The sequence below is a fragment of the Mycolicibacterium austroafricanum genome (assembly GCF_000612725.1).
Classification (GTDB): domain Bacteria; phylum Actinomycetota; class Actinomycetes; order Mycobacteriales; family Mycobacteriaceae; genus Mycobacterium; species Mycobacterium austroafricanum.
Genome location: NZ_HG964450.1, coordinates 960,297 through 985,706 on the forward strand (window position 1 = coordinate 960,297; position 25,410 = coordinate 985,706).

Annotated in this window: 26 protein-coding genes; 14 read left to right on the forward strand and 12 right to left on the reverse strand. The window is 66.3% G+C overall.

Annotation, left to right across the window (positions count from 1 at the left end; translation table 11 throughout):
- Positions 1-239: 239 nt before the first annotated feature.
- The gene (locus BN976_RS32400) at positions 240-386 is read right to left on the reverse strand and encodes a type II toxin-antitoxin system Phd/YefM family antitoxin (protein WP_158498000.1); all 147 of its coding nucleotides are present in this window, start codon (positions 384-386) and stop codon (positions 240-242) included.
- Positions 387-767: 381 nt separating this feature from the next.
- On the opposite strand from BN976_RS32400, the gene BN976_RS32405 reads away from it, so the two are divergent.
- Positions 768-1,142: a type II toxin-antitoxin system RelB family anti-toxin gene (locus BN976_RS32405; RefSeq protein WP_036368350.1), complete on the forward strand. Its 375-nt coding sequence runs from the start codon at positions 768-770 to the stop codon at positions 1,140-1,142.
- A gap of 105 nt (positions 1,143-1,247) precedes the next feature.
- Here BN976_RS32405 and BN976_RS34270 read toward each other — a convergent pair whose 3' ends face one another.
- On the reverse strand, positions 1,248-2,435 hold the full coding sequence (locus BN976_RS34270) for a TniQ family protein (RefSeq protein ID WP_235621996.1): 1,188 nt from the start codon (positions 2,433-2,435) through the stop codon (positions 1,248-1,250).
- Between the two features lie 201 nt (positions 2,436-2,636).
- Here BN976_RS34270 and BN976_RS04680 point away from each other — a divergent pair, with 201 nt between their 5' ends.
- Positions 2,637-2,849 (forward strand): helix-turn-helix domain-containing protein, encoded by a 213-nt coding sequence (locus tag BN976_RS04680; RefSeq protein WP_036368353.1) that lies wholly within the window; start codon positions 2,637-2,639, stop codon positions 2,847-2,849.
- A gap of 9 nt (positions 2,850-2,858) precedes the next feature.
- Here BN976_RS04680 and BN976_RS04685 read toward each other — a convergent pair whose 3' ends face one another.
- From BN976_RS04685 to BN976_RS32420, 4 genes are read right to left on the reverse strand one after another with little or no spacing between them, the layout of a single operon-like run.
- On the reverse strand, positions 2,859-5,429 hold the full coding sequence (locus BN976_RS04685; RefSeq protein ID WP_036368356.1) for a TniQ family protein: 2,571 nt from the start codon (positions 5,427-5,429) through the stop codon (positions 2,859-2,861).
- Positions 5,426-6,607, reverse strand: coding sequence for an ATP-binding protein (locus BN976_RS04690; RefSeq protein ID WP_036368359.1), 1,182 nt, complete (start codon positions 6,605-6,607; stop codon positions 5,426-5,428). The genes BN976_RS04685 and BN976_RS04690 overlap by 4 nt, the downstream gene beginning before the upstream one ends.
- Positions 6,604-8,772: a TnsB C-terminal domain-containing protein gene (locus BN976_RS04695; protein WP_036368360.1), complete on the reverse strand. Its 2,169-nt coding sequence runs from the start codon at positions 8,770-8,772 to the stop codon at positions 6,604-6,606. The genes BN976_RS04690 and BN976_RS04695 overlap by 4 nt, the downstream gene beginning before the upstream one ends.
- The gene (locus tag BN976_RS32420) at positions 8,769-9,608 is read right to left on the reverse strand and encodes a TnsA-like heteromeric transposase endonuclease subunit (RefSeq protein ID WP_235621971.1); all 840 of its coding nucleotides are present in this window, start codon (positions 9,606-9,608) and stop codon (positions 8,769-8,771) included. Before BN976_RS32420 ends, BN976_RS04695 begins: the two co-directional genes overlap by 4 nt.
- A 288-nt stretch (positions 9,609-9,896) precedes the next feature.
- Between BN976_RS32420 and BN976_RS04700 the strand changes: the two genes are divergently transcribed.
- The 4 genes from BN976_RS04700 to BN976_RS04715 are packed head-to-tail and all read left to right on the forward strand — an operon-like array spanning position 9,897 to position 12,750.
- A complete protein-coding gene (locus BN976_RS04700; RefSeq protein ID WP_011777632.1) occupies positions 9,897-10,505 on the forward strand; it encodes a LysE/ArgO family amino acid transporter in 609 nt (202 codons plus the stop codon).
- A gap of 51 nt (positions 10,506-10,556) precedes the next feature.
- Entirely contained in the window at positions 10,557-11,075 is a 519-nt protein-coding gene (locus BN976_RS04705; protein WP_109489539.1) for a hypothetical protein, read from the forward strand.
- 19 nt (positions 11,076-11,094) lie between these two features.
- The gene (locus tag BN976_RS04710; RefSeq protein ID WP_011777630.1) at positions 11,095-12,045 is read left to right on the forward strand and encodes an ABC transporter substrate-binding protein; all 951 of its coding nucleotides are present in this window, start codon (positions 11,095-11,097) and stop codon (positions 12,043-12,045) included.
- A gap of 12 nt (positions 12,046-12,057) precedes the next feature.
- Entirely contained in the window at positions 12,058-12,750 is a 693-nt protein-coding gene (locus BN976_RS04715) for a queuosine precursor transporter (RefSeq protein WP_036368363.1), read from the forward strand.
- Between the two features lie 36 nt (positions 12,751-12,786).
- Here BN976_RS04715 and BN976_RS04720 read toward each other — a convergent pair whose 3' ends face one another.
- The gene (locus BN976_RS04720; RefSeq protein ID WP_162144934.1) at positions 12,787-13,683 is read right to left on the reverse strand and encodes a DDE-type integrase/transposase/recombinase; all 897 of its coding nucleotides are present in this window, start codon (positions 13,681-13,683) and stop codon (positions 12,787-12,789) included.
- 101 nt (positions 13,684-13,784) lie between these two features.
- Entirely contained in the window at positions 13,785-14,219 is a 435-nt protein-coding gene (locus BN976_RS04725) for a hypothetical protein (protein WP_036368369.1), read from the reverse strand.
- 151 nt (positions 14,220-14,370) lie between these two features.
- Here BN976_RS04725 and BN976_RS04735 point away from each other — a divergent pair.
- The 6 genes from BN976_RS04735 to BN976_RS04760 all read left to right on the forward strand — a co-directional run bounded on the left by BN976_RS04735 (position 14,371) and on the right by BN976_RS04760 (position 19,921).
- Positions 14,371-15,560 (forward strand): IS3 family transposase gene (locus BN976_RS04735; protein ID WP_109489527.1). Its coding sequence is split into 2 segments (ribosomal slippage): positions 14,371-14,641 and positions 14,641-15,560, totalling 1,191 coding nucleotides; the frame shifts between segments, so codons are not numbered across the junction.
- Between the two features lie 152 nt (positions 15,561-15,712).
- A complete protein-coding gene (locus tag BN976_RS04740; protein ID WP_011777626.1) occupies positions 15,713-16,420 on the forward strand; it encodes a 5-oxoprolinase subunit B family protein in 708 nt (235 codons plus the stop codon).
- Positions 16,417-17,361 carry a 5-oxoprolinase/urea amidolyase family protein gene (locus BN976_RS04745; protein WP_036368373.1) on the forward strand — a complete coding sequence of 315 codons (945 nt, stop codon included), beginning with the start codon at positions 16,417-16,419 and terminating at the stop codon, positions 17,359-17,361. Before BN976_RS04740 ends, BN976_RS04745 begins: the two co-directional genes overlap by 4 nt.
- Entirely contained in the window at positions 17,351-17,914 is a 564-nt protein-coding gene (locus tag BN976_RS04750; RefSeq protein ID WP_234935609.1) for a GNAT family N-acetyltransferase, read from the forward strand. The genes BN976_RS04745 and BN976_RS04750 overlap by 11 nt, the downstream gene beginning before the upstream one ends.
- A gap of 127 nt (positions 17,915-18,041) precedes the next feature.
- Positions 18,042-19,184: a uroporphyrinogen-III synthase gene (locus BN976_RS04755; protein WP_011777623.1), complete on the forward strand. Its 1,143-nt coding sequence runs from the start codon at positions 18,042-18,044 to the stop codon at positions 19,182-19,184.
- Positions 19,181-19,921: a sirohydrochlorin chelatase gene (locus BN976_RS04760; protein ID WP_036368376.1), complete on the forward strand. Its 741-nt coding sequence runs from the start codon at positions 19,181-19,183 to the stop codon at positions 19,919-19,921. Before BN976_RS04755 ends, BN976_RS04760 begins: the two co-directional genes overlap by 4 nt.
- Positions 19,922-19,924: 3 nt before the next feature.
- Here BN976_RS04760 and fdxA read toward each other — a convergent pair whose 3' ends face one another.
- The 3 genes from fdxA to nirB all read right to left on the reverse strand — a co-directional run bounded on the left by fdxA (position 19,925) and on the right by nirB (position 23,318).
- Positions 19,925-20,278: a ferredoxin gene (gene fdxA, locus BN976_RS04765; RefSeq protein WP_011777621.1), complete on the reverse strand. Its 354-nt coding sequence runs from the start codon at positions 20,276-20,278 to the stop codon at positions 19,925-19,927.
- A 129-nt stretch (positions 20,279-20,407) separates the two neighbouring features.
- Positions 20,408-20,755 (reverse strand): nitrite reductase small subunit NirD, encoded by a 348-nt coding sequence (gene nirD / locus BN976_RS04770; RefSeq protein WP_036368379.1) that lies wholly within the window; start codon positions 20,753-20,755, stop codon positions 20,408-20,410.
- Positions 20,756-20,762: 7 nt separating this feature from the next.
- Positions 20,763-23,318 carry a nitrite reductase large subunit NirB gene (gene nirB / locus BN976_RS04775; protein ID WP_036368382.1) on the reverse strand — a complete coding sequence of 852 codons (2,556 nt, stop codon included), beginning with the start codon at positions 23,316-23,318 and terminating at the stop codon, positions 20,763-20,765.
- A gap of 198 nt (positions 23,319-23,516) precedes the next feature.
- On the opposite strand from nirB, the gene BN976_RS04780 reads away from it, so the two are divergent.
- Together BN976_RS04780 and BN976_RS04785 are read left to right on the forward strand one after the other, a co-directional pair.
- Positions 23,517-23,948: an Hsp20/alpha crystallin family protein gene (locus BN976_RS04780; protein WP_011777618.1), complete on the forward strand. Its 432-nt coding sequence runs from the start codon at positions 23,517-23,519 to the stop codon at positions 23,946-23,948.
- A 56-nt stretch (positions 23,949-24,004) separates the two neighbouring features.
- Entirely contained in the window at positions 24,005-24,436 is a 432-nt protein-coding gene (locus tag BN976_RS04785; RefSeq protein WP_036368384.1) for a hypothetical protein, read from the forward strand.
- 38 nt (positions 24,437-24,474) lie between these two features.
- Here the strand turns inward: BN976_RS04785 and BN976_RS04790 are convergent, their stop codons facing one another.
- Complete coding sequence (locus BN976_RS04790; RefSeq protein ID WP_011777616.1) at positions 24,475-25,185, reverse strand: FadR/GntR family transcriptional regulator; 711 nt, start codon at positions 25,183-25,185, stop codon at positions 24,475-24,477.
- Positions 25,186-25,410: the final 225 nt, after the last annotated feature.

Here is a 25,410-nt window from a genome sequence, read left to right on the forward strand (position 1 = left end):
CCTGTACGCGCAGTTGGCAGAAGCCTTTGGCGATGAGATCTTCAGTGCTGAACGGCGCACAGCTCGCGATCGATACATCCATCGCGCGCAGCGCGCGGACTAAGGCCCCGGATACACAATCTATGTCCGGTGATGCTGGCATGTAGTCAGTGACTATCGGCAGCTGTCGTTGGTCCGACAAGCACCTATACAAGGTGGTGGTGAAGCGGCTCCTGGCGGGTCATCTCAACAACATCGCGTCACGCACCCGGGCTGACGGCGCGATGCGTCTCGACCGAGACAAGCAGCGCCACCTCGCGACCACGACGTGTAATGACGAAGGTACGGCCTTTTTCTACTTCGTCAAGAATCCGGCCGAAATGTCGGCGTAACTCGGTGATACCCACCCTTGGTAACGATGGGTCAATCATGTTGCTGTGCAACCGCTTTCATGATCGTGCGCGCGTGTCGAGGCCGGAGTGAAGAGCGCAGTCTGAGTGGACCTAGTTTCCGTTGTCATTCCAAGGTGGCTGGAGCCGCTCTTGTATAGCCGGGTCGAACACTGCCATGGGTCGCGAATCCCGGGGCCGCCGACGACGACGCGAATGAAATTGGCGAATCCGTGCGGGTGCGCGGGCGTTGCCCGGCGACAACACGTGGCGTTCGGATGCGCCCTGTCCGGGATCACAGAGCTCAGCGTAATCGCCTGAATCGACAGCAGGCGGGCATTCCATCCTCAACCGGTCATGGTGCGATCGCTTATTGGCTATCGTCGAAGTGTGGCGAAAATGGGGCCGACGGCGGCGAGATACGTCGATCGTCTGGCGGGAAATATCCTGCGACTTGCCCGAGCAAGAGCCGGTCTGTCGCAACGACAGCTCGCTGCGATCGCCGGTGTCCCACAGTCGACCATCGCGCGGATCGAATCGGGCCGGCGACAGCCTTCCCTGCCGGTGCTTGCCCGCATCCTGGCTGCTATTGATTGCGAGATGCGGATAGCGATCGCTGATTATGACCGCCACGACGACTTCTTCGATGACGAGAACGCGAACCTCCAGCCCGAAGAGCTGTGGCAGCGTCGCGGCGTACATGACGACTTCGCCCGCCAACTCCGAGAAGGCTCGCTTGCCGCGGAAATTGCATCTAGGTTTGCCGACGCGTGAGCCAAGAGCCCCGAGCGATTTCGTCACGTGACGCTCAACCTAGGGGTGGGTCCCGATGCCGCGCGCTGATGCTGGCGACCTTCGAGCGAATGAGCTGGCTGGTTGTTAGCGGCCGTGGCGAGTCCCTGAGGAGAGTGCCCGCGAGTCTTCCCGCGCCGTAGTTCGCGCCTGGCGGTTCTTCGTAGTGCTCTGCCCAGACTTTGCGGCGGTGGCGTCGAAGCGCCGCCGACGCGTGATCGTGTTTCGGACGCTCTGTTGCGCCCGTTCGCAAATGAGGCGTACCGGCGCCGTGAGGGCTTCGTGGTTGTGCCCGCGGTCCGTGCCGGCGTGGGCGGACGCAAGGATGACATCGGCGAGTAGTGACACCGCTGCGGAAGCATCGTGGGCGTCCAGGATCGATACGGCGATGGTGGTGGCGATCGCTACGTCACGGGCTGTCGGATGCGCAGCCGGGGCGGCTTTGTGACCGTTGGCTGCGTAGGCGGGGTTGCACAGCTCAGCGAGTTCCGGGGATAGACTCGTTGCCGCTGCACTGTCATCAATATGTGAAAACACGTATCGCGCAATGATTGTGACGTCTATAAATATGTCCTGCGGTTCGGGTCGAGCGCTTCCGTACACCCGCAGTGGCGGTCGGAGTCCCGCGAGCAGAGCGTTCACGAGTCGTTGGCTGCGCACAGTCGCGGCATCGACAAGCTCTACGCTTTCGTCAATTTGGCCGAGGTCGGCACCGCAGCGCGTCCGCTCCCCCGATGGGTCGCGCACGGGTTCGGCACACCGGCCGAGCTGGGGTATCTGGTTCGCGGGAGGGCGGCTCCTTTGGCGGCCCGCGCAGGCGGGACATGCATCGTGGAGTAGGCGATGATGGGTAAGGCAGGCGAAGGTCCAGTTGAGGCGCCAGGCGAGTAACCAGCGGCCGCCAGTATCGGTGAGGCATTGCGGGCACCATCGAGAGTGCGCTCGCCAGCCCCACGTTGTGGACGGTAGCGTGTGCGCCGCGTAGAGCGGTCCGTCTGGATGGACGGTGCGCGAAAAGGTCAGCGCGGCAACAACTACGGGATCGTACCCAGTGATTGTGGCGATACGGTCGATGTCAGCGGGCTCGAGGAGGCGCATCCAGGACCCGTATCCCGGATGTGCTGCTATGCCACACCGCTCAAGAAGTGCGCGACGGGAGACTTGGTGCCGGACGGCCAGGGCGTCGAGCCAGGAGTCCAGGGCTTCGCCCGGGTAGGGTGCCACCCGCAACGGCAAGCTGCGCTGCAAGCTGCATGGCGGAACCGCCCGGGGCATATGCGCGCGGACGACGGCATCCGATACAGCTGCCACCTTCAACAACGCCACATGGCAGTGTATCTCTTGCTGTACATAACTATATGTGCTTCTTGAAGGGCAGACTTTTAAGTATTGCAGGTGGCTACTTATGGGGTGCCGACACGAGCTCCTGAGGATGACCCTGATCGTGCGTTGTTGTGGCAGCGTCGACGTGCGTTGGTGGGCGGGCGCATTCGCGCCTTGCGGTTAGAGCGCGGGTTGTCGCAGGAGAGCTTGGCGCTGGAGTCCGGCATCGCGCGCAATCAGTTGATCCAGATGGAGCATGGGCGGCGTGGGGTGTTGATCGAGCGTGTCTATGACCTTGCCGAGGCTCTCGGTGTATCGGTTAGCGAGATCGTTGTTGATGACCCGGCAGAGCCGCGACACCGCTAACCGCCACGGTTAGGGTCCGCCCGACGCGGCGAGTTCTGCGATGGCATCAAGGACTTGGTCGCCGAATGCGGTGCGTCGGAGCGGTCGGTGCGTGAGAAGCCTTGTGCGGAAGTCTTTCTCAAGCCGTGAGATGCAGCTGCCGGTGGCGGCGACGTTGATACCGAGGTGGTGTCCGGCGTCGGTGAGTGTGGAGTATTGCGCGATGATGGCGAATCGCTGCAGGCGTTCCCACCCGCCGTGCCCGATCAGCGCCGGAACGAGCAGCTCGGGCACTTGTGGGTTGTCTTTGAGCTGCTCCTCGGAGCGGCGTCCGACGGTGCGCATGAATGACCTGTGCGGTTGGACGAGAGCAGCGACGGTGGCGGCGGAGATATGCAGGTCTCGGGCCAGCTCGGCGCAGCTGCGGCGCTTGAGCACGTATTCGGTGTAGAGCCAGTCGGAGTCCACGGGGGGAGTTGCTCGCCCGCCTGATCGACGCAGCGCAATGCCGTAGTCGCGGGCCAAGCGTGTGATTGTCTTTCGGCCAATTCCCGTGGCCGCTTCGATGTCGGCGAGGCTGCGCTGCTGGGTGATGTAGAGGTCATCGAGGCGGTCTCGCGAGAGTCTCTGGGCGGCTCGCTGATACACGTTTCCTGGTCGTCGAGCGCCAGTTCGGGGTGTCCACGCGGGTCGCGGCTTGGCTGGTGCGGGATGATGTTCAAGGACTGCGCGGGCCAGATTGGCGGTGACGCCGAGGCGCTGACTGGCAGCAGGGATGCTGTAGTGCTGATCCCGGATCAGGCGATGAAGTTCGCTGATATCGATACCGGTGTCGCCGACGCCGGGCAGCGTTCGGTTCCCAAGCAGGCTCAGCGGGGGTGCCCATACCACCGGTTCATCCCGGATTCCCTGCTCATGCAGAAAGCGCAACGCGTAGTCATCCAGGCCTTCCAGTAGGTGCGGGGTGAGTCGGTGCGGGAACAGGGCGAGCGCGGCGTTGATACGCAGGGCACCGCGACGCGGTGCGGCGCTGCCACAGATTCGGTGCTGAAGGTAGGCACGTGTGGGCGCTGCGGGACTTGCTTGCCGACCGGCCTGTCGGCAGATGGTGTTCCATTCGGTCTGGGTTAGCAGACCACTGCAATTGAGGTGTCGGCGCCGTTGATAGTCGATAGGGCTGTCGTGAGTGTCTAGGTAGTCGGCGAGTATGCCGAGCGCTGCACGGATCTCGGGCCAGCAGGGGGACTCCTTCAGGCGCCACAGCCGATACACCGCCTGGCGGTGGGTCAGGGAAATGCCGAGCAAAGCAGAGGCGGAAGTGATATCGAGATCGCTGCCAACCAGCAGCACTGCGGCCGCCAGCACGGCCCGCGCACTCGCAAGTCCCAGCGTAGGTGGAGTCAACCGCAGCGCCCAGTCCGGCCACAGCGCCGCCGGAAGACGACACAGCAATCGCCGCTGCCGCTCCACGTTGGTGGGGTGCTTTCGTGGAAACGGCGAGTCGAGCCGGTAGTTCAGCTGCTGCACGGGGGTCAGACGATCTCCGAGCGCGGTGTAGTGCAGCCCCTGAAGTACCGGACTTGGCGTCGGGCCGTCCACCAGACCGATGCGTTCCTGTTCATGTAATACGTAGCGCGAGACCTCGTCGGGCAGCGCGGCCAGCGGCTGAGCTGCAGATACCAGATCCGACTGATTGAGTAGCGTGATCGCGGCGGTCGCCGCGGCAGCACTTTCGATCACCGATGCTGCGATGCCTCCCGCAGTGCCCTTAACAGCGTTGCCGTGCAATTGCTTTCGATACAGTGCGGCGATGTCAGCGGGTAACAGCATGTCATCGACAAAAGCGCCCTTGGTGGCCGACAAGATGCCACGTCCCAGCAGGCGTATATCCCCCAGGACATCAGATACCGCGGTGGGGTGGGCGGCGTAGAGCCCGAAACTCCCCTGCCGACTATCCAGCAGGCTGTCCAGAATGCGTTGAGCAATCAGCGCGGGGTGATCGGACGGCAGGTCAACGACCGGGGCGTCGGCCAGATCAGCGTCGCAGCGCGGGCGGCGTCGCTGCCCCGTCGTTGTGAGATCCGGATAGGTGCAGTGAGCGGGACAAGGCGGCGCGTCGGTCAGTTGCCGCGCCCGTTGCCGTCGGCCGCACCGTGGGCAGCGGTCCGCGAGCAGGCAGCGATGCCGCAGGCAAGCGAAATTCCACAACAGTCTCCACCGCAGCAGCCACGCTCCCCCACTCGCGGCGAGGCAGTGTGGGCAGAATCGCCACCCGTTGCCGTGATGACCCGGAGTGATGGCGGTAAACGCAGGACTCGTATCGGGGTGCACGGTGACCGCCGGTAGGTAGCAGGCCAGTGTCATCGCGTGGACTTGCGCCGGTGTGACCCCAGTTGCTGCGCTGATTCTGTGCGCGGTGTCATCCGTGACGGCGATAGCGCTGACCGCTTGGCGCAGGTCCTTGGGCACGTCGAGGCCCAGATGCTGGTACAGATCCTTCAGTGCGATGCCGTGGCGCACCGCCGTGGCCTCTAGCCAGGAATCCAGCGCCTCCCCCGGAAGGGGTGCGGTGGCCAGCGGTAGCGCGCGGACCGGGGTCATGGTGGCGGCACAGTTGTCCGTAGGCGTGTGGTCTTGCGGCCGGTGCGAAAGGCGGCCTGCAGTTCGCGGCGGCCCAGCTCAGCGGCGCTGTCGATGCGGCACGTGTCGACCAGGTCGGAAGTGAGTTTCTCGGTGCCTGTGCGCATCGCTTTCTGACAGGCCAACCTGATCAGCGCCATCAGCGATCCGATGTGACCGGTACTGCGCACGAAGAGCTGATCAGATAAGTCGTCAGCCAGCATGCCCGGATACTTCTGGGTCAGCAGCAGCCGTTGTTCCAAAGTGAGCAGAAGGTCGCGCCAGCGTCGCCGCTGGGTTTCGGTGTCCACGCGAAACGGCGACATATCCACCGGCGTCGTGCAGCGCAATAGCTGCTCCATCTCGTGGTCGCGGTACGCGTTGCGGTCATCAAGAAGCGCGTTGCGTTCGTGCAGCCCGATCCCGATCAGAAGTACTGTCAGCGGGAATTCGTTGGCGATGTACTTGAACTGATTGCTCAAGTCGGTCATTCGCTCGTGGCGGCCTCGCAAGAAGTGCAGATCATCGATGATCAGCAGACGTGTCTCACAAGACGACACATCGTCGAGCGCACATCGCAGAAGCTGTTGCGCGCTGGCCCGAGACACGCCGGGGTGGGCGTAGAAGTCGCATAAGGCGGCGTTGAACTCACGGGTTCCGGTGGACGCGGTCATTCCGATCCGGCATACCGGCCACCGCTCGTCGCCGGCGCGCGTGGTCTCCCCGTAGCGCTCGATGTGTCGACGGTGCACGCGCTTCCCGAAGACCCGCGATACCGTACTTTTCCCCAGTCCGGGCAAACCACTGAGCGCAATCAGGGGTTTCGTGTCCTCACCAGTCTGACAGTTGCACGCGACGAAGTCCTCGAGTTGTTCGAGCACCGATTGGCATTCGGCGGTCATCACCGTGCCCATCTGAGCATGCCAGCGGCGGCGCTGGTCGTTATAGTCCCCCGCAGCAGATGCACTCAATCGCCGAAGCGCTCTGTTGGACAACAATTCTGGCCTCTCCAGCGGGGGCGCCTCGACCATCGCGCGCCATCCCTCTTTGCGCGCCAACGTCAGGTTGTCCAGGTACTCACGCGGGTTTCGGGTGTCGGGTTTGCTGCGCGCGCGTGCCCCCGTCGTCTGCTTGGAATGCGGGGAGGCGCCTGCTGTCATTGCACCTCCAGCACAGCGTCGTAAAAGCTGCCGTGCTCCAGCGGCGGTTCGTCGGCATCGTCGAGAACATCCGGCTGGTCGGGTTCGTCGTCAAGATCATCAGCAAGGCCGTCTGCAGACTCGGCCGCAAGGCCACGCTGCCCCGGTTGACGATCCAAGGCTGTTGTCACCGAACTCAATTCGGAGCTTGATGGCGCGGCGAGATCAGTAATGAGCCCCGACTGCTCGCGGGCCACCCGGATGACCATCCGCCGCTCAGCCATAGAGTTCCCGACTGTCAGTTTTCGGCGCTCCAGAAAGCTCGTGATGGCCAGGGGGTCGTCGACGTATCGGTTCTGCGCCTTGGCCAACTGCCGCTCGAATCGCAGTATCTCCTCGCTCATCGGCGCATCGAGCATGTCGGCGTGCTCCCACGTGAGCTGATGCCAACGTTGGGTGCGCTGATCGCGGAAGAACACCTTGGTGATGTCGTCAACGTTGTAGGCGATCGGCCACTTCCCGTTCGGGTACGGGCTTTTCTCCTTCGCCCGGCCGGCAACGATGTCACCTTTATAGATTCGGCCGTCTATTTCGATGCCGTAGTGCTGGATGGTGCGCCACGCCACAGGGAGAAACTCATACGCCAGATCGGGGTCGCTCGGGACCTCGAGGTAGCCGGCGCGCGCCACCCCGTGGGCGAACATCTCCGCTGGGGTCATGTGCAGGCCGGGAATACCGAAACCCGTCAGACTGTCGTGGGACGTGTGGTGATAGATGACCGCGATCCATTCCCGGATGATGGCCTCGAGTTCATCGAGATAGAACCAGGAATCTTGTTCTGGCGACAGTCCGCGGGCGAAGACATCTTGGCCCTTATAGCCGGGTAATTCCTGCAGCAGGCCAACTCGAAGCGTGTTGAAGAACCGCTCCACTGGTCCTTTGTCGCGGGGTTGGCGCAGCCGGGCTGGCTGGATCGAAATCCCCAAACGCTGGCACACGCTGTTGAGGTGAGCGCTGACATAGATCTTGCCGTGATCAACGATCAGTGTGTCGGGCACCACCGCCGGTGTCGCCGCCAACACGCTATTGGCATCCAGCACTTGCTGTTCGACCAGGACTGAGCGCGGTATGCCCCGCGGAGGCCACATCGCCTCAGCGGGCCAGTCCCGCCCCGCCGGGCGCGGCCGGAACGTTTCGTACAGTGCCGCGGCCGCATCGATCGATTTCGTGGACACCGGGGTTAGACGCAATCCGGTGATGCAGCGGCTGTACCAATCCATCGCCACCGTCAGCTCGGCATTGATCCACGTCAATGTGTGGGGGTCCATCGCGAACACGTCCAGGCGGGTCGTGTCCATCAGCAGGTACTCCCCCGGCCGCATCGGAGCAAGCTTGCCGTACACCTCCTTCGACCGAGCAGCGACGTCACGGTTACGTTTCGTGCTGTAATTGAACAACGGCTGCTGATCTTCGAGCTCACCCAGAATCCGGTACGCGGTCCGCTGCGACGGCATCTTCACGGCGCCGACACCGAACCGGGCCTCCAGCCGGGCGCGGGTGCGCCGAATGACCAGATCCTCGTTGGGCTTCGACAGATCTAAATACTCACCCATGACCTCCAGCGCCGTCTCACGCCACCGCGGATCCTGACGTCCGCCGATACCGGGCTGAACCTCACGTTGCGAGACCAACCCTGCCTCTCCATGAGCACGGTATAGCTGCACCCACCGTTCGATAGTGCGGTAGGCCACGCGCTCCCCTGCAGCGCGTAACTCGAAGGCCTTCGCGCGGTAGCGCTCCGTCACCGGAACCTCAGAACGGTATTCAGGTTTCGGCTCCCACGGCAACGCAGTCTCGGCACAGCCGGAGCGGTATCCGGTCAGCACCTCTCGCACGTGCGCAGCACGGTCACAAGCTCGCTGCCGCGCAGCGGCAGGTACCGCAGCCAACGTGATGCTGGCCGCTTCCCCAGCACCCAGAGCGACCTCATCAGCTGCAGGCAGGACCACGCTGCGGTCACTCATGAGTAGTTCACGCAATGACAGACGCCTGATCGTCTCACCGCGTAGCGCTTTAGCGAGAACTTCCAAAGAGTCACCGGCGACGTGCATCTCGACGATCTCGTGCGCCATACCCTCATACAGGAAGCGGGTTCCGGTACTGATCGAAGTCGACGCCCGCGTCACCGCGACCCACCTATCACAGAGCACGGGCGCAACGGACGTTCCAGGTCAATCGAAAACTCGTGATTCCACAACGTATGCAGCAGCGCGCTACACACCACCGGGCGAGCTCCCGCCCTATCGAGCACCCGTAGCGCGTCGTCGAATCGTAGGCCGAACAACTCTCTACGACGAAACCGTATTTCGCGCAGCGTATCTCGTGAGATGTAGCGTGAACGCCGGTACCCAGCGAGGAATCGGATGTTTCGCATGAGTACGGCGGGCGGCTCGCTGCACACCCGGTACTCCCAACCCAGCGAGTTGACTACCTCACGCGTCCACGAACATAGCTCGCCGGCAGCCGGATCCTCTGCAAGCCGCCGCGCCCGGACAACATCGACCACTACTAAACCCGTTGTCGTGCGGAGCAAATAGTCTGGAATATGGCGGCGACGGTGACCGTTAACCACCGCCTGCAGTAAGAAGGGCTGAGCGACGATCTTAAGCACCGTAGGGTCAAAGTCGGCCATCAGAAGCGCTGATAATTCTAACCGCGACTCGTAGACGACATGGCTGGCTTCCGTTGCCGCCCAATAGCTGCCCGAATAATGGCGTTGCCCCTCGTACCACCGAAAAGTCCGCCACGGACTCGCGGCGAATAAGGCGGACTCCGACACGCCCACTACCGACGAACGCTCGATTTCACCAGTCGAAGACCGCACATCGATGGTCGCCGTGAGCACATCTACGGCAAGCCCGTCAGCGAGGTTCCAAGCCTGCGGCAGCGATCCACCGACCCACGGCCGCTCACCAACCGCGGTTGCAGATTTCAGGCCAACCGACGCCGACATCAGACTCATTCCGCCAATCAAAGGCGCGCAAGAGCAGCGTGCTCCCTCTGGCCGAACAACGCAATAGCTCAACCAGGACTAGCAGTATCCGGATCTGCAATAAGGCATACGATTTGCCATCCAAATGGCGGATCCGCCAACATCCGCCATTTCAAATGGCAATCCGCCATCCAGAATGGCAACCGACATCAACGGTGTGCCGACGATGGCGTCGAACGGCGCGTTCATAAGCGCTACTAATCCATATGAAGAATCTTTAGCTGTACTGCACCACCCGGGATCCCTAACGTAAGCCGGGTGAACCCCGCCTACGTAGTCGTCCTCAGCGGCTTCGCCACCACCATGGCGCTCATCGCCGCAATCGGCGCGCAGAACGCGTTCGTGCTGCGGCAGGGCATCCGCGGCGAACACGTGTTGCCCGTCGTCGCGGTCTGCACGGTGTCGGACCTGGTGCTGATCAGCGCGGGCATCGCGGGGTTCGGCGCGCTGATCGCCGCCCATCCCGACATCGTGACCGCCACCAAGTTCGGCGGGGCGGCATTCCTGGTCGGCTATGGCCTGCTCGCGGCCCGTCGCGCGGTCAAGCCGGGTGTGCTCACGCCGGCCGACGCCGCACCAGCCCGCCTGACGGCGGTGCTGGCCACCTGCCTGGCGATGACGTTCCTCAATCCCCACGTGTATCTCGACACCGTGATCCTGCTGGGCGCGCTGGCCAACGAGCATCAGGACAGCAAGTGGCTGTTCGGCGTCGGCGCGGTCGCCGCGAGCGCGCTCTGGTTCACCGGTCTGGGGTTCGGCGCCAAACGGCTGCGCCACCTGTTCGCGTCGCCGAAGACCTGGCGTCTGCTCGACGGCGTCATCGCCGCGACGATGCTAGCCCTCGGCATCTCGCTGGTCGTGAGCTGAGCCGCAGCCGAAAAGTATCGCCATGTAACGCGAGGCGTTAGCCTCGTCGATGTGACTGTTGTGCAGGTAGTCAAAATCGCGGCCTTGAACGCGCTCCTCGGCGGCGCCGCTCTGGCTGCCGCGACCCAGGCCGGGGCCCAGCCGGCCCCGGTGGATCCGGCGCTGCCGCCGGCCCCGCCCGTCGTGGCCGCGCCCGCTCCCGGCGCCCCGGTGCCGGGTGTGCCGGCGCCGGGCTCGCACTCGGTCACCGTGACCCCGCTGGACGCGGGCAGCATCCCGCCGCCCGCACCGCCGCCGGTCGGCGCGCCCGTCATCCCGGCGGTGCCGAACGCGAACTTCGGCAACACCGGCCAGCTCGATTTCCTGCGCGAACTGTGGAACATGCGCAACTCCGCGGAGTTCTTCCAGTCGGTCGGCCCCGGCTCGCTGGATCCGGCGACGTGGCAGCCGCCCACCCCGTACGGCACTCCCCCGCCGCCTCCGGCGGCCGCGCCCGGTTCACCCCCGCCGCCGGCGTCGGCGCCGCCACCGGTATGGCCGCCCGTCCCGGTCCCGGCACAGGTGCCGTAGCACTCTCTACTTCCGTTCTGTGGCCACCTTGGTGCCCCGGCGCCGGTTTCTGACGATGAGCGCCGGCGCGGCGGCGTTGCTGACCGCCTGCGGCTCCGAGAAGCCCGGTGCGATCGCGAGCGACGGCTCGGTGACCGTGCGCCACGCGTTCGGCGAGACGAAGATCCCGAAGCCGCCCACCCGGGTGGTCAGCGCCGGCCTGACCGACGCCGACGATCTACTGGCCCTCGGCGTCGTGCCGATCGCGGTGACCGATTGGTTCGGCGCCGAGCCGTTCGGTGTGTGGCCGTGGGCGCAGCCGCGACTCGGCGGGGCGCAGCCGGTGGTGCTGTCGCTGGCCGACGGAATCCAGGTCGAGCAGATCGCGGGTCTGACCCCCGACCTGATCGTCGCGACCGATGCCGGCCTCGATCAGGACACCTACACCCGGCTCTCGGAGATCGCGCCGACGATCGCGCAGTCGGGTTCCGCGGCGTTCTTCGAGCCGTGGCGCGATCAGGCCGGGGCGATCGGCCAGGCGGTGTTGCGCCACGACGACATGCAGAAGCTGATCACCGACGTCGACGCGAAGTTCACCGGCGTCAAGGACAGCCATCCGCAGTTCGCCGGGAAGAAGGCCCTGCTGCTGGCGGGCACGCTGTTCCGCGACAGCGTGCAGGTCAGCGGCCCGTCCTGGCGGCACGAGTTCCTGACCCAGATGGGGTTGACGGTCCTCGAGACCGACGACGCCCTGATCCCGCGCGACCGCATCGCCGAGGTGCTGGGAGCCGCCGACGTGCTGATCTGGACCACCGAGAGCGACCAAGAGCAGGCCGCGCTGCTGGCCGACCCGGCCATCGCCGGCATTCCGGCGCGGCGCCACGTGTTCACCGGCAAGGAACTCGCGGGCGCCATCGCCTACGCCTCCACGCTGTCGTATCCGGTGGTCGCCGACCGGCTGCCGCCGATGCTCGCCGCCGCCGTCGGCTGATCTAATGGGCCGGTGACAGACTCCACCGTCGACCAGGACCAGCACGCCTCGTTCGCCCGCGTCGGGTCGGCCTACTACCCGGTTCTGGTCGCGATCTTCACCGCGCTGGTGATCATCTCCAACGTCACCGCGACCAAGGGCGTCGAGTTCGGGCCGATCATCACCGACGGCGGGTTCATCGTGTTCCCGCTGACGTACGTGATCGGCGACGTGCTGTCCGAGGTGTACGGGTTCAGGGCCGCCCGGCGCGCCATCTACACCGGCTTCGCGATGAACGCCCTTGCCGCCCTCGCCTTCTGGGCCACCATCTACCTTCCCGCGGCCGACTTCTACCCGAACCAGGAGCACTTCGAGAACGTCGTGCACGCGTACACGGGCCTGATCGTCGCCGGGCTCGCCGGCTTCCTCGTCGGCCAGACCCTCAACGCGTGGTCGCTGGTCCTGATCAAGGAGCGCACCAAGGAGAAGTATCTGTGGGCCCGGCTGATCGGGTCGACGTTCGTCGGGCAACTGGGCGACACCGTGGTGTTCTGCGCGATCGCCGCAAGCGTCATCGGTATCACGTCGTTCAGCGACTTCCTGACCTACACGGCCCATGGCTGGCTGTACAAGACCCTGGTCGAAGTCGCGATCCTGCCGGTCACCTACCGCGTGATCGCGTTCATCAAGCACCGCGAGCCGAGCTACCAGCCGCTGACCGTTTGACTCCCGTCCCGCCGAAATTGCATTCCACGGGCGTTGTCAAGCTGCGTGGAGTCGGTTGGGGTCTTTTTCGGTGGGCAGGTTGATGCCGACGATGGCCGCGGGTGATTTGGTGTGCGGGCGTGCTCGGAATCGTTCGGGGTGGGCGTGGTAGTAGGCCTGCAGGATGTGGTCGCGGTGCATCCACTGTCGTGTCCACGATCCGTTGTGGACCTCGTCGGGGGTGAATAACGCGATGCCGCTGTGGCGGTGGTGCTGGTTGTACCAGCGCACGTAGGCCTGCACCCAGGCGTGAGCGGTGTTGAGATCGTCGAACACCCCGGGGTAGTTCGGCCGGTACTTCATGGTCCGAAACTCCGATTCGGAGAACGGGTTGTCATTGCTGACGTGTGGCCGGATGTGTGTCTGGCCGATGCCGAGGCCGGCGAGCAGGTCCTTGAGCACGGTGGAACGCATCGCCGGTCCGGAATCGGCGTGCACGACCGCTGGTGGTCCGTGTTCGGCGATCGCAGTCTTGAACATCTCCACAGCCAGGTCGTCGCACTCGCGTTCCTCCACACGCCAGCCCACGATCTTGCGGGAGAAAATGTCGACGATCGAGTACGTCTTGAACGACACACCGCGCCACGGACTGTGCAGGTCGGTGATATCCCAACTCCAGATCTGTTGCGGACCAGTGGCTTTGAGCACCGGCGCCGACCGGGGCGTCTTGTTCGTCGCGCGGGTCGGCGCGACCGGACGCAGGCTCTGGTCGATGACCGCCGCGATGCGCCACCACGACCGCCGCGAGGCCAACAGCACACCGGCATCCCACATCGTGGCGAAGGACTGGTCCACCGACACCCCCGCCAGCCAGCCGGCGATGATCTGTTCGGCGATTACCGCGCGGTCGGCCACACCGATGCGCGACGGGTAGGCCCGATCCTTGTGCGGCATCGGGTTGGCCACGCGCGGGCGCGGGTGTGATCGGTAGTGCCACGTCGAGCGCGACAACTCGATCATCGCCAGCGCGCGGCGCTGCGACCCGATCGCCGCGGTCAGCTCGGCGACGAGTTCGTTCTCGAGGTCGAGGAATCGTCGGGATCGTTGGTCATCGGGGTGGTGTCGGGCTCGTCGACGTTCATCTCGTGCAAGAGCCCGATAGCTTTTCCCAGGGCCTCATTGGTCGCCTCAAGCTGGCGCACCCGCTCTCGTAGCTGAGCGAGTTCGGCCTCGTCGCGCTCCTGTCTGGCCGCATCAACGTTGGCTAACGCTTTGCGCAGCGCCGGGGGAACTGTCATCGCACCACTGTCTCGCGGAATCAGGCCGCGGTCGAGGTCGCCACCAAACACCGCCGCCTGCCACCGCCTGAATCGACCGTTCGAAACCCCCTGAGCAGCAAGCCACGGCCCCTTCTGCCCATGAGGCACCCGCTCGTACTCAACAACGAACTCACGAATCTCGGCAACACTGAACCCTGCACTGATCGACACAACCCAACCCCTTCACACCGGCTCCAACTGACTCACATCGAGCCTGGCAAAGAGGGCCACCAGCGAAAGTTCGAGTGGCGACCTTGGGGTTGACCCCTGATGGTGGACACCTGACTGGTGGGACTGCTGGTCTCACGGGAAGGATGTCCGTATGTCGGGCAAGCGTAAGAAGTACACCCCGGAGTTTCGGGAGCAGGCTGCCCGCCTGGTGATCGAGACGGGTCGTCCGATCGCTCATGTGGCCGCCGAGATCGGTGTCGGTGAGCAATTGCTGGGCCGCTGGGTGCACCAGGCTCGGCGCGCCGCCTGCGCCGGGGATAATGGCGCGGTGCTTGATGCTGATGAGCGGGCCGAGTTGGAGCGGTTACGCAAGGAGAACGCCGAATTGCGTTTGGACCGGCAGTTTTTGAAAAAAGCCGCGGCCTTCTTCGCCTCCGAACAGAACCCGTAGACGCCTACGTTCTGATCGAAGCGGAGAAGGCCACCTACGCGATCACCCGGATGTGCGAACTGCTGGAAGTCTCTCGCTCAGGGTTCTACAAATGGCGCAAAACCCAGGCCGCGGGACCCTCGCTGGCGGCGCAGCGGCGTGCCGAGCTCGACGCCAAGGTCGCGGCCTTCCACAAGGCCTCTGACGGCGTGTACGGCGCTCCACGGATCCTGGCCGACCTGCGCGATGGCGGTGAGACGGTGTCGCGCAAGACGGTGGCCGCCTCGCTGCGTCGCCAGGGCCTGGCCGGGATCAGCCCACGTACCTTCGCGCCGGCGACCACGATCGTCGATCTGGATGCCCCGGTGCCCAAAGACCTGGTCAAACGCCGGTTCGACGTCGGCGAACTCGACCGGGTCTGGACGTCGGACATCACGTATTTGCGCACCGGTGAGGGCTGGCTGTACCTGTGCGCGGTCCGCGACGGCTGCAGCCGGCGGGTGATCGGCTGGGCCATCGATGAGCACATGCGCACCGACCTGGTCGAGGCGGCCGTGGCGATGGCGGTGGCGATGCGCGGCGAGTTGGCCGAGCAGGTCGTGCTGCACGCTGACCGCGGCTGCCAATTCACCAGCGCGCAGCTGGCCCGGTTCGCCCGCGATCACAACCTGGCCCGCTCAGTGGGCCGTACCGGAGTGTGCTGGGACAACGCCCAGCAGGAATCATTCTGGGGCACAATGAAAGTCGAGTTCTATGACCGCTACTTGTGGCCCACCAAGGCAGCCGCTAAGCTCGCCGTCGGCGACTGGATCGAACGGGTTTACAACCGCCGCCGGCGCCACTCGGCCCTCGGAATGACCTCACCGGTCGACTACGAGAACCGGATCACTCAGACGGCACAAGCCGCCTGACCCTGTGTCCACCAAACGGGGTCAAGCCCAACCTGCTGGAATGCAATTTCGGCGGGACGGGATTTTGAGCCTTCGGTAAGGGGGCTCTGGCAAGCCTCACAGAGCTTGGCCGAGGGGCAGATTTCGAAGCTACCCGACGGTAACGTAGCGCTATGAGCGTGACTGCGGATGCAATACACACAGTGCGCACCGGGGGCGTACAGAAGATTCTTGACTACGGCGATCGGGCGCTGCTCCTCGAGTTCGACGGCAGCGCAGAGGTTCTCGCATGGACCGACGCCGTTCGGGCAGCTGATCTGCCGGGCGTGGAAGACGTCGTGCCCGCCGCGCGGACCGTGCTGGTGAAATTGGCGGGCAGCCGCTACCGGGCCCCGACGCGGCAGCGGCTGGCAGCGGTCCGGCCGACCGCGCAGGCCCTGGCCGAATCGACGGCTCCCGACACCCCCGACGCCGTCATCGACGTCGTGTACGACGGCGAGGATCTCGACGAGGTCGCCCGGCTCACCGGGTTGAGCCGCGACGAGGTCATCGCCGCGCACACCGGGCGGTTGTGGCGGGTGGGATTCTGCGGGTTCGCGCCGGGCTTCGCCTACCTGGTCGGCGGGGACGAGCGGCTCGCGGTGCCCCGCAGGCCCGAACCCCGCACGAAGGTGCCCGTCGGCTCGGTGGGGCTGGCCGGTGAGTTCACCGGCGTCTACCCGCGGGAGTCGCCCGGCGGTTGGCAGCTGATCGGCCGCACCTCGGCGGTGATGTGGGACGTCCACCGGAAGGATCCGGCGCTGCTGACGCCGGGGATGTGGGTGCGGTTCCAGGCCGCGGACGCGGACGCGAGGAGCAGTTCAGCGGAGGTGACCTCGTGAACGGTGTGACGCTGGAGATCCTGCAGCCCGGTCCGCTCGCCCTCGTGGAGGATCTGGGCAGACCCGGGATGTCGCATATCGGAGTGACCCGCTCGGGTGCGGCCGACCGCCGCTCACACACGCTGGCCAACCGCCTCGTCGCCAACCCGGACGACTGGGCGACGGTCGAGGTCACGATGGGCGGGTTCACCGCACGGGTGCACGGTGGCGACGGTGAAGGGGTCGCGATCGCGGTGACCGGCGCCGACGCCGACCCCGCTGTCAACGGAATCCCGTTCGGCACCAACAGCATCCACTATGCGCGCGACGGCGAGGTGATCTCGCTGGGGTCACCCCGATCCGGGCTGCGTTCTTATCTGGCGGTGCGCGGTGGCATCGACGTGGAGCCGGTGCTGGGGTCGCGCAGTTACGACGTGATGTCGACGATCGGACCGCAGCCGCTGCGGCGCGGCGACGTGCTGACCGTCGGTGCGCACACCGACGACTTCCCCGAACTCGAGCAGGCGCCGGTCGCGGCGATCGTCGACGACGTGCTCGAGCTCAAGGTGGTGCCCGGGCCCCGCGACGACTGGTTCGTCGACCCCGACGTGTTGGTGCGCACCAACTGGCAGGTCACCAACCGCAGCGACCGGGTCGGCATGCGGCTGGTCGGCATGCCGCTGGACTACCGCTGGCCGGATCGCCAGCTGCCCAGCGAGGGCGCCACCCGTGGCGCGATCCAGGTTCCGCCCAACGGCTTTCCGGTGATCCTTGGCCCCGACCACCCGGTCACCGGCGGCTATCCGGTGATCGGCGTGGTCGTCGACGACGACATCGACAAGGTCGCCCAGGCCCGGCCGGGTCAGACAGTCCGGCTGCACTGGTCGCGGCCGCGACGCCCGTTCGAGGACGACGGCCGAGCCGTCAATTGGGCACTGACACCGCCGGACGATCGCTGGTAGAACCACAGGTGTGCGTGCACGCCTGATCCACACCTCCGATCTCGACGACGAGACCCGCGAGGACGCCCGCCGGATGGTCATCGACGCCTTCGACGGCGACTTCGCCGACGAGGACTGGGAGCACGCCCTCGGCGGTATGCACGCGGTCATCTCCCTGCGCGGTGACGTGATCGGGCACGCGGCCGTCGTCCAGCGCCGTCTGTACGTCGGTGACCGCGCACTGCGCTGCGGCTACGTCGAGGGTCTCGCCGTCCGGGAGGACCACCGCGGCAAGCGCCTGGGCCACGCGCTGATGGACGGTGTGGAACAGGTGGTGCGGGGTGCCTACCACCTGGGTGGGCTGAGCACGACCGACCTCGGCAAGCCGCTGTACACGGTGCGCGGCTGGGTTCCGTGGACCGGCCCGACGTCTGTGCTGGCCTTGGATGGGGCGACCCGGACACCGGAGGACGACGGATCGCTGTACGTGCTCCCGGGCGAGCTGCCGGCGTCGGTCACGCTGGACCCCACCGCCCCGATCGCCTGCGACTGGCGCAACGGCGACGTCTGGTGACCTCGCTCCGACCTCACAGCACCGGCCCGGCGACGGTGAACGGAATTTCACCCCGTGAGCGGGGGCGACACAACTGCGCAACGGCCGGTTAATCACCTCGAAACACGGCCTGCATAGACAGTTGGACATGAGTGAGCCGGACTGGGCGCCGCTCACCGGATTCCGGGTTGCGGTCACTTCCGCGCGGCGCGCTGACGAGTTGAGTGCGCTGCTGCGCCGCCGTGGCGCGACCGTCTGCAGCGCCGCCGCCATCGAGATGGTGCCCCTACCCGACGACGACGAACTGCGGCAACACACCCGGTCGCTGATCGCCTCCCCGCCTGACATCGTCATCGCCACCACGGGCATCGGGTTCCGCGGCTGGGTGGCCGCCGCCGACGGGTGGGGCATGGCGACCGAGTTGACCGCCGCGCTGAGCAACGCCCGGATCGTGTCACGCGGCCCGAAGGCCACGGGCGCCCTGCGCGCCGCCGGCCTGCCCGAGGAATGGTCACCGGAGTCGGAATCCTCCCGCGAGCTGCTGCACTACCTCGTCGAGGGCGGCATCGCCGGAACCCGGATCGCGGTTCAGTTGCACGGCGCCACCGCGGACTGGGACCCATTCCCCGAGTTCCTCGACGAATTACGTGCCGCGGGAGCCGAAGTGGTGCCGATCCGGGTGTACCGCTGGCATCCGGCGCCGCGCAACGGCGAATTCGACCAGCTGGTGGCCGGTATCGCGGACGAGAAGTTCGACGCGGTCAGCTTCACCTCTGCGCCCGCGGTCGCGTCGGTGCTGCTGCGCGCCACCGAGATGGGTCTCGAAGCGGAGGTGCTGTCGGCGCTGCGCACCAATGTCCATGCGATGTGCGTCGGCCCGGTGACGGCTCGGCCGCTGGTGCGATTGGGCGTGCCCACCTCGGCGCCGGAACGAATGCGGTTGGGCGCGTTGGCCCGTCACATCACCGACGAACTGCCGTTGCTGCAGACGCGCACCGTGCGCGTGGCCGGGCATCTGCTGGAGATCCGCGGCACTTGCGTGCTGGTCGACGGCACGGTCAAGGAGCTGTCCCCGTCGGCGATGGCGACGATCCGGGCGTTGGCGCTGCGGCCGGGCGCGGTGGTGTCACGCGTCGATCTGCTGCGCGCCCTGCCCGGCAGCGGCACCGACACCCACGCCGTCGAGACCGCCGTGCTGCGGCTACGAACCGCGCTGGGAGACAAGAAGATGGTGTCCACCGTCGTCAAGCGCGGCTACCGGCTGCCCGTCGACGAGGCGTTCGCGTCATGAGCCTGCTCCTGGTGGCGCACGGCACCCGCAAGCAGCGCGGGGTCTCGCTGATCGGTGACATCGCCGCGCAGGTGTCGACGGCCCTGGGCCGTCCGGTGCGGGTCGCGTTCGTCGACGTGCTGGGCCCGACGCCGGCCGAACTGCTCGGCGCGACGCGGCATGAGCCGACGGTGTTGGTACCGGCGTTTCTGGCGCGCGGCTATCACGTCAGCAGCGACATCCCCGCCCACGTCGCGGCGAGCGGGCACGACGACGTGCTCGTCACCCGGGCGCTGGGCCCCGATCCCGCGCTGGTTCGGGTGCTCGTCGACCGCTTGATCGAATCCGGTTGGCGCCCAGATGATTCAGTGATTCTTGCCGCTGCGGGTACCTCGGACCCGGCGGCGATGCGCGATCTGCACACCACCGCGACCTGGCTGTCGGCGACGATCGGCGCACGGGTGGAATTGGCGTTCGCCGCGACCGGTGAGCCCAGGATCGCCGACGCGGTGGCCGGGCTCCGCCGCCCGGGCAAGCGGGTGGTCGTCGCGTCATACCTGTTGTCCGAGGGCCTGTTCCAGGACCGGCTGCGCGACAGCGGCGCGGACGTGGTGACCGACCCGCTGGGGACTCACCCCGGGGTGGCGCGGCTGATCGCGAACCGGTTCCAACGGGCCGGGTTCGACACCGCCGCCGAAATTGCATTCCAGCAGCGGACTTTCGAGTACGCGCCTGCCGGAATGCAATTTCGGCGATAAAGGTCAGGGGTGCGGTGTCGTTGACGGCGGCAGCGCCGCCACCAACGGGGTGTCGGCGCCCACCCGGCCCACCTTCGCGGCGCCGCCGGGATCACCGAGCGGCGCGTCCCGGCCGGCCAGCGTCATAGTGAAGAACGCGGCGTTGTCCTCGAGGAACTCCATCTCCTCGTCGGGCAGGTCGGTCTCGTAGTAGATGGCGTCCACCCGGCAGGCGATGCGGCAGGCGCCGCAGTCCACGCACTCGTTGGGGTTGATGTACATCGCGCGATCGCCCTCGTAGATGCAGTCCGCCGGGCATTCCTGCACACAGGACTTGTCCACGATGTCCACACACGCGCTACCGATCACGTAGGTCATGCCTACGACGGTAAGTAGTCGACCCCCACGTGTCGTGGGCCAAAGGTCCCTTTTTTGGTCACGACGAGATTGCGATCGGCGCGGGGAAAGCGCGAAAAGACCGCGTGGAATGCCATTTCGGCGCTCGCCTCAGGAGGCGAGCTGGACCTCGCCGTCGGGAGTGATCCTGGTCTCGTACACCGCCAGCGAGTGGTCGGGGTCATCGAGGCAGGTGCCGTCGTCGAGCGCGAACGCCTGCTTCTTGATCGGAGACTGAACCGTCGCGCGGCCCCCTCGGTCCCCGACGATGCCGCGCGACATCACCGCGGCCCCGCTGAACGGGTCGATGTTGCCGACCGCGTGCACCGTGCCGTCGTCGAGGCGGAACAGTGCGGCCTGCGCGCCGTCGGGGAGCAGCACACCCACCCCGCGGTTCGGGATCAGGAAGTCGTACCGGCAGGCGGTCGTCCAGGTTTTGACGTCGTTGAGCAGCGTCATCTGTCGGCTACCTTCCTATCTTGGGCATACCGATGGAAACCGGTGCGGGCACCATCCGGCCTGCGTTCTCGGTGAACGTGACGGTCGGGTCGGGCACGTCGGGGGCATTGACGAACGATACGAACCGCGACAGCTTGTCGGGATCGGAGAGCACGCCCTTCCACTCGCAGGCGTAGCCCTCGACGTGGCGGGCGATCGCGGCCTCGAACTCCTCGGCCAGCCCCAGCGAGTCCTCGCAGACGACCTCGCGCAGGTGTTCCAGGCCGACCTGCTCCACCCAGGGTGCGGTGCGCTGCAGGCGATCCGCGGTGCGGATGTAGAACATCAGGAACCGGTCGATGTAACGGATGAGTGTCTCGTCGTCGAGGTCGCCGGCGAGCAGTTCGGCGTGCCGCGGGGTCATCCCGCCGTTGCCGCCGACATACAGGTTCCAGCCGGTCTCGGTGGCGATGACGCCGACATCCTTGCCGCGGGCCTCCGCGCACTCCCGTGCGCAGCCCGACACTCCCATCTTGATCTTGTGCGGGGCACGCAGCCCGCGGTAGCGCAACTCCAGGTTGATCGCCATCTGCACCGAATCCTGTTGGCCGTATCGGCACCAGTCGCTGCCCACGCAGCTCTTCACGGTGCGCAGCGATTTGCCGTAGGCGTGGCCGGACTCCATGCCGCCCTCGACGAGCCTGCGCCAGATCTCGGGCAGTTGCTCGACGCGCGCCCCGAACATGTCGATGCGCTGCCCGCCGGTGATCTTGGTGTACAGGCCGAAATCCCTGGCGATCTCGCCGATCAGGATCAGGTGCTCGGGGGTGATGTCACCGCCCGGCACCCGGGGCACCACGGAGTAGCTGCCGTTGCGCTGAATGTTGGCCAGGAAGTGGTCGTTGGTGTCCTGCAGCGAGGCCTGTTCGCCGTCGAGGATGTGCGTCGAGCTGGTCGACGCGAGGATCGACGCCACCACGGGTTTGCATATGTCGCAACCCTTTCCGGATCCGAACCGCTCGATCAGCCCGGAGAATGTGCGGACCTCGGTGGCGCTGATGAGCTCGAACAGCTCGGCGCGCGACTGGGAGAAGTGCTCGCACAACGCTTTCGACTGCTCGACACCTTCGGCCTCGAGTAGCTGCTTGAGCAGCGGTACGCAGGATCCGCACGACGTGCCCGCCAGCGTGCACTTCTTCAGCGCCGGCACGTCGCAGCAACCAGAGCCGATGGCCTCGGTCAGGGCACCCTTGGTGACGTTGTTGCAAGAGCAGATCTGCGCACCGTCGGGTAGCGCGCCGACGCCGAGCCCGCCGCCGCCCTCCGCTCCGGCCGGCGTGATCAGCGCCAGTGGGGCGCCCGGGAGCGGCTCGCCGACCATCGGTCGCAACAGTCCGTAGGAAGACGCGTCGCCGACGAGGATGCCGCCGAGCAGGGTCTTGGCGTCGTCGGAGAGGACCAACTTTGCGTACGTCTGGTTGACCGCGTCGTTGACCACCACCTCGAGGCAGTTCGGTGTGCGGCCCATCGCGTCGCCGAAACTGGCGACGTCGACACCGAGCAGTTTGAGCTTGGTCGACATGTCGGCCTCGGGGAACTCCGCGCCGCCGCCCAGCAGCCGGTCGGCCACCACCTCCGCGGAGGTGTAGCCCGGTCCCACCAGGCCGTAGCAGCGGCCCTCGATGGCGGCCACCTCACCGATCGCGTAGATGTTCGGATCGCTTGTCGCGCAGGAGACGTCGGTGAGCACCCCGCCACGCTCGGCGATCGCCAACCCCGCGTCGCGGGCCAGCTCGTCCCGCGGTCGCACCCCGGCCGCAAACACCACCACCCCGGCGTCGATGTTGGTGCCGTCGGACAGCGTCACCCGCACCGAGTCGTCCTCCTCGGACCGGCGGACCGGCCGGTTGCGTTGGGCTGGAGCGATAGCGTCGGTGCCGACGCCGGTGTGCACGGTGATGCCCAGCTCGGTGATCATCGTTCCCAGCAGAGCCGCGCCCGCCTGATCGAGTTGCTGGGCCATCAGTCCCGGCGATTTCTCCACGACATGGGCGCTCAGACCGAACCCGCGCAGCGCGTTGGCGGCCTCCAGGCCGAGCAGGCCGCCGCCGATCACCACACCCACGGGGGCACGGCCGCCGTCGGTGGCCGACATGGCGTCGGTCCGGATCGCGTCGAGATCGTCGAGGGTGCGGTAGACGTGGCAGCACGGCAGGTCGCGACCGGGAACGGGCGGCACGAACGCGTAGGAGCCCGTCGCCAGGACCAGCGCGTCGTAGTCGATCCGGGTGCCGTCGGCGGTCGTCACCGACTTCGATGCGGGGTCGAGGCGGGTCACGCGGCACCCGAGCCGGACGTCGACCATCGGATCCCCGGCATAGTCGTTGCCCGGCAGCGCAAGCCGCACCCTGTCCCAGTGCTCGGTGTAGCCCGTCAGCCCGACCCGGTCGTAGGCCGCGTCGAGTTCCTCGGCAAGTACGGTGACCCGCCATGTGTCCCCGGTGTCCCGGGAGCGCAGCGCCTCGACGAACCGGTGGCCGACCATCCCGTGGCCGACGACCACGACGTGCGAAGTGGAGCTCATGACGGCCACGTTAGGGAGCCGATATTGCCTTTATGTCGCCCTGTGTGAAGCGCCCATCACGGAGTGCTCACGTCAGCGGCGCGACCCCTGTGAGCCGTTCGCCGACGGCGAACGCCCAGGCGGAACATGAGCGCCATCGACTCAAGTTCTAGACAGTGAACCGGAACGAAACCGGTCACGACTCTAGGAGATGACGACATGAGCAACGTAGCCCTGTGGACGCGGCCGGCCTGGAACACCGACCGTTTCGTCCGGGACTTCTTCGGCCCCGCGACCGCCACCGAGTGGGCCAAGGGCATCAACCCGGCCGTCGAGGTCACCAAGGACGGCGACGACGCAGTGGTCCGCGTGGATCTGCCCGGTGTCGACGTCGACAAGGACGTCAACGTCGAGGTGGACAAGGGACGCCTGGTGATCCGCGGCGAACGCCGCGACCAGCGGTCCGAGGAAGCCGAGGGAAGGAAGATCAGCGAGGTCCGCTACGGCGCGTTCCACCGGTCGTTCGCGCTGCCGGCGCACGTCACAGGCGAGGCCGTGTCGGCCTCCTACGACGCCGGCGTGCTGACGGTGCGGGTCGCCGGAGCCCACCGGGGCGCCGAGGCCCACCGCGTCGCCATCGAGAGCAAGTAACCGTTGGCCCGGTACCGGTGGGATCCGTGTGGATCCCACCGGTACCGTGCTGCGCTATGGGCACACCTCTGGCCATCGACACGGCGCTGACCGTGCTCGCCGCCGGCCTGATCTTCATCTGGGCGCTGATTCTCGGGGTCTGGAAGTACCGGCAGATGGCCACCAGCCCCGATCACCTCGCCCACCCGTACGTCGACATCGCCCACCGTGCCGCGCTGCTGTACGCGTTCGCGACGATGCTGCTGGCCGTGTTCGTCGAGCTGAGCGCGTGGCCGACGTGGGTGAACCTGACGTCGGCGGCGGTGGTGGTGGCGTTCTTCGTGCTCGCGATCGCCACCTACGTGATGCACGGGATGCGGCGGGACACCACCAACCAGTTCGAGCGAATCGACACCACGGTGCGGGTTGCGATGGCCGCGCTGATCGTCGGCGAGATCGGCGGCACCGTCGTGCTGGTGGCCGGGTTCGCCGCCGCCCAGTTCTCCTGACCGCCGGGGCCGGGTTTCACCACCACTGAGGAGGTGGTTCACGAACGCGTTGCCTTGGCGACGAGCTCACTCACGTCCCTGAGGTGGTCTTCCATGGCCTGGCGCGCGGCGAGACCGTCGTGGGTCCGCACGGCATCGAAGATCTCCTGGTGCCCACGTACCGACGCGCAGCGCCCATGCCTGGTGGAATGGGAGTGCTTGCGCACTTCACCGGTCCACTCGCTGGCCAACGTCTGCAGCGCGGTCAGAAGCGGGTTCTGCGCGGCCTGCGCGAGCAGCAGGTGAAACTCGATGTCCAGGCGAAGCGACTCGGCCTGGAGAAGATTCTCGTGCGACTTGTCAAGCACATCGCGTAGCTGCAGCACGTTGGCCGACGTCGCCCGATGTGCCGCCAGTTCGGCGATCGACGGTTCGATCACGGAACGTAATTCGGCGGCGTGCTCCTGTTCGGTTCCGCCTCCGGCTATTGCGAGCAGTTCGTCGACGCTCGCGGTCGGCGCCAGCACGATCGTTCCGCGGCCGCGGGTGCGCGAGACGAGACGCTTCGACTCGAGTTCGTGCATGGCCTCGCGCAACGAGGACCGCGACACCGACATCGACGCCGCAAGCTCACGCTCCGACGGCAGTCGGGTGCCGGGCGAGATCTCCCCGGTCGCGATGAGCCGTTCGAAATGCGCTGCGAGCGCGACAGATACACTCTGCGGCCGCCGGATCAGCGGCGGGATCGCCTCTCCTCCAGGTGCGTTCATCGGGCTCCTGTCTCGTTGTGCAGGTCCCCAATATAGGTCTGATGGTCGGGCCAAGCAGTCCGCAAACCGCCCCTGGCCGTTTCCGGTCGGATAACTCCCCGTTACGCGTGTTACAAGACGCGTCCCCGGCGCGCTGCGTCGTTGGCGGCGACTTAATCTCGTCACCAGTTGGCCGGACCATCCGGCCATGATCGCCTCCCGTCCCCCTCCGCGTCAGTGAACAGG

What these genes read in the sequence shown, in the direction of transcription:
- BN976_RS04755 (WP_011777623.1), top strand. Translation starts at nt 18,042, where the DNA reads ATGAGTGAGCCGGACTGGGCGCCGCTCACCGGATTCCGGGTTGCGGTC.
- BN976_RS04740 (WP_011777626.1), top strand. Translation starts at nt 15,713, where the DNA reads ATGAGCGTGACTGCGGATGCAATACACACAGTGCGCACCGGGGGCGTA.
- fdxA (WP_011777621.1), bottom strand. Translation starts at nt 20,278, where the DNA reads ATGACCTACGTGATCGGTAGCGCGTGTGTGGACATCGTGGACAAGTCC.
- nirB (WP_036368382.1), bottom strand. Translation starts at nt 23,318, where the DNA reads ATGAGCTCCACTTCGCACGTCGTGGTCGTCGGCCACGGGATGGTCGGC.
- BN976_RS32420 (WP_235621971.1), bottom strand. Translation starts at nt 9,608, where the DNA reads ATGAGTCTGATGTCGGCGTCGGTTGGCCTGAAATCTGCAACCGCGGTT.
- BN976_RS04760 (WP_036368376.1), top strand. Translation starts at nt 19,181, where the DNA reads ATGAGCCTGCTCCTGGTGGCGCACGGCACCCGCAAGCAGCGCGGGGTC.
- BN976_RS04720 (WP_162144934.1), bottom strand. Translation starts at nt 13,683, where the DNA reads ATGCCGCACAAGGATCGGGCCTACCCGTCGCGCATCGGTGTGGCCGAC.
- BN976_RS34270 (WP_235621996.1), bottom strand. Translation starts at nt 2,435, where the DNA reads ATGCCCCGGGCGGTTCCGCCATGCAGCTTGCAGCGCAGCTTGCCGTTG.
- BN976_RS04690 (WP_036368359.1), bottom strand. Translation starts at nt 6,607, where the DNA reads ATGACAGCAGGCGCCTCCCCGCATTCCAAGCAGACGACGGGGGCACGC.
- BN976_RS04790 (WP_011777616.1), bottom strand. Translation starts at nt 25,185, where the DNA reads ATGAACGCACCTGGAGGAGAGGCGATCCCGCCGCTGATCCGGCGGCCG.
- BN976_RS04785 (WP_036368384.1), top strand. Translation starts at nt 24,005, where the DNA reads ATGGGCACACCTCTGGCCATCGACACGGCGCTGACCGTGCTCGCCGCC.
- nirD (WP_036368379.1), bottom strand. Translation starts at nt 20,755, where the DNA reads ATGACGCTGCTCAACGACGTCAAAACCTGGACGACCGCCTGCCGGTAC.
- BN976_RS32405 (WP_036368350.1), top strand. Translation starts at nt 768, where the DNA reads ATGGGGCCGACGGCGGCGAGATACGTCGATCGTCTGGCGGGAAATATC.
- BN976_RS04780 (WP_011777618.1), top strand. Translation starts at nt 23,517, where the DNA reads ATGAGCAACGTAGCCCTGTGGACGCGGCCGGCCTGGAACACCGACCGT.
- BN976_RS04685 (WP_036368356.1), bottom strand. Translation starts at nt 5,429, where the DNA reads ATGACCCCGGTCCGCGCGCTACCGCTGGCCACCGCACCCCTTCCGGGG.